Annotated in this window: 3 protein-coding genes; all 3 read right to left on the reverse strand. The window is 46.0% G+C overall.

Annotated elements, in window-relative coordinates; all coding sequences use genetic code 11:
- Window positions 1-76: 76 nt before the first annotated feature.
- The 3 genes from prfB to H6S82_RS29600 all read right to left on the reverse strand — a co-directional run bounded on the left by prfB (window position 77) and on the right by H6S82_RS29600 (window position 2,163).
- Window positions 77-1,199 (reverse strand): peptide chain release factor 2 gene (gene prfB / locus H6S82_RS29590; RefSeq protein WP_191057206.1). Its coding sequence is split into 2 segments (ribosomal slippage): window positions 77-1,126 and window positions 1,128-1,199, totalling 1,122 coding nucleotides; the frame shifts between segments, so codons are not numbered across the junction.
- Window positions 1,200-1,554: 355 nt separating this feature from the next.
- On the reverse strand, window positions 1,555-1,845 hold the full coding sequence (locus H6S82_RS29595) for a hypothetical protein (RefSeq protein WP_199315248.1): 291 nt from the start codon (window positions 1,843-1,845) through the stop codon (window positions 1,555-1,557).
- Between the two features lie 108 nt (window positions 1,846-1,953).
- On the reverse strand, window positions 1,954-2,163 hold the full coding sequence (locus H6S82_RS29600) for a papain fold toxin domain-containing protein (RefSeq protein ID WP_199315249.1): 210 nt from the start codon (window positions 2,161-2,163) through the stop codon (window positions 1,954-1,956).
- Between the last annotated feature and the right edge of the window lie 173 nt (window positions 2,164-2,336).

Consider the following 2,336-nt stretch of genomic DNA (forward strand, 5'->3'; position numbering starts at 1 on the left):
CCCGACGCCCTAACCCCGACGCCCTCTTCCCTAACCCCGACGCCCTAACCCCGACGCCCTGTCCCCTCTTCCGATATCAGACCGAGCTGCTCTCCACCAGTTGATTTTCCTGACGCAGATAAGCTTCCATGAACGAGTCGAGTTCCCCGTTCATGATATCTGCGATCGCAGTAGTTTCCACCTCAGTACGCAGATCCTTCACCAGTTGGTACGGATGGAAGACATAGTTGCGGATTTGGTTGCCCCAGGCTGCTTCTACTATGTCACCGCGAATTTGAGCGATTTCTTTGGCTTTTTGCTCTTGGGCGATCACCAGTAGCTTTGCCTTTAGTCGAGCAAGCGCTTTCTCCTTGTTTTGCAGCTGGGAACGCTCCTCAGTACAGCGCACGGCAATGCCGGTGGGAACGTGCTTGATCTGTACGGCTGTTTCCACCTTGTTGACATTTTGGCCGCCTTTGCCTCCAGAACGAGAAGTGGTAATTTCCAAATCCTTTTCTGGAATCTCCAGCTGGATGCTGTTATCCAAAATTGGCATAACTCCTACGCCTGCAAAACTGGTTTGCCGTTTGCCATTGGCGTTGAAGGGGGAAATTCGCACCAAGCGGTGGGTTCCTTTCTCAGCTTTCAAGTAACCGTAGGCGTAGCGACCGTCAATTTCCAGGGTGGCAGATTTTAGTCCCGCTTCATCCCCTTCGGAAATTTCCGTCAAGTGTACTTTATAACCGTGGCTCTCTCCCCAACGGGTGTACATCCGCAGCAGCATCTGGGCCCAATCTTGGGCGTCTGTACCGCCCGCACCGGCGTTAATGGTCAGCACTGCGCCTTTGGCGTCGTATTCGCCAGACAGCAGCTGCTGCAATTCCCAGCGATCGAGTTCGTGGGTGAGCTTGGTAACATTGGTTTGGGCTTCTGCCAGCAGTGCCGGGTCGGTTTCCAACTCCAGCAATTCTGCGATCGCCTTAGTATCTTCCAGACTATTTTTCCACTGCTGAAATTGCTCTAAGTGCGATTTGAGGTCATTGAGTTCTTGAAGCGTTTGCTGGGCAGTAGTTTGGTCGTTCCAAAATTCCGGTTGCGCCGCTAACTGCTCCAGGTCTTGAATTTTTGCTTTCAGTGCAGGTACGTCAAAGATAGTCCTGGGTTTTACCCAGGCGCTGGGACAACGTTTCGATTTCGCGTTTGATGTCTACAAGTTCGATCATGGTTCTTAGCGAGATAATTCAGTGATGCTGAAGATGGCACTGTTGTCTATTTTAGACTATTAAGCCAAGCTTGCGTGCTGCCTTATTTTAAGCTGCGTCCAAACTCAGGCGATGCAAGGATTTTGGATGAGAGGATTTTGGCTTGGCTCCGCCTTAAAATAAGGCAGCTTGAAATGGGGATTCTTTTTGATGATTACCCTTGAAATGGGAGGGGTTTACCGCATTTTTTGCCCGCAAATTTGTGGAATTTTCAAACTAAAGATAAAGTAAGCGATCCCTTACTTCTAATGTAGATTGGCTACGTGCTTATGTTCTAACTTTTCTAATTCCTTTGGTAATTGATGACGTTCATTCACAAATTCTTCCAGTAACTCAAAAAACATTTCAAACGCATGAGTTTCATTGCCAGCATAAAGCATAATAATTTTAGCCCAAGAAGCCGAGGTTCTAAGGCCAATTTTTTTTGCAACCAAGGCTGAAATTCGTGAAATTCCTCTTCTTCATCGCTTAAAGGAAGCCCCATATCTTGGCAAGCACGTTTGTACCCACATAGAAACATAAATAGATCGGAAACAGAAGGATACCCGATATACATTCCAGGTCTTTCTTTGATTTTTTGCAGAAGTTGGTAAAGCGAAATCATGGCCTATTATCCTCGCTTAATAGTTGAGTTAAAATTTTTCTACTTCCTCAATAGTAAATTCACCAATAGCACAGTAGAAGTCTGCGATCCAATCCTCCCTAGATAGCCCTATCGGTGAAAGATTATCAAAAACCTTACGATAAAATCTGCTCGATCGAGAGGGCTGATTTTTAGATAGATACCGTTAATTCCATTGGCTTTTAACCATTCTTTGATAGCGGCAGCACATTCGTCGCATTCCAATATTTTAAATTGTTCCGCGATCTTGGCTACTTGTCGATAGATTTCTTCGTCTGACAGTTGTGGGAAACTGGGCATTTTGATAATACCTTCGTTTTTTTAAGCAACTGCATAGGTTGAAAAAAGCTAAAAGGGTGGGCATTGCCCACCCTACTGATGAAATTAATGCAACTAGGTGTTAGTCGCGGCTATTGATGGCGATCAGCAACCGCAAAATGAAGACGAACAAGTTGATGTAAGTTAAGTACATC

It is taken from the genome of Planktothrix sp. FACHB-1355 (assembly GCF_014748295.1).
Lineage (GTDB): Bacteria > Cyanobacteriota > Cyanobacteriia > Cyanobacteriales > Aerosakkonemataceae > Aerosakkonema > Aerosakkonema funiforme_A.

What these genes read in the sequence shown, in the direction of transcription:
- H6S82_RS29595 (WP_199315248.1), bottom strand. Translation starts at nt 1,845, where the DNA reads ATGATTTCGCTTTACCAACTTCTGCAAAAAATCAAAGAAAGACCTGGA.
- H6S82_RS29600 (WP_199315249.1), bottom strand. Translation starts at nt 2,163, where the DNA reads ATGCCCAGTTTCCCACAACTGTCAGACGAAGAAATCTATCGACAAGTA.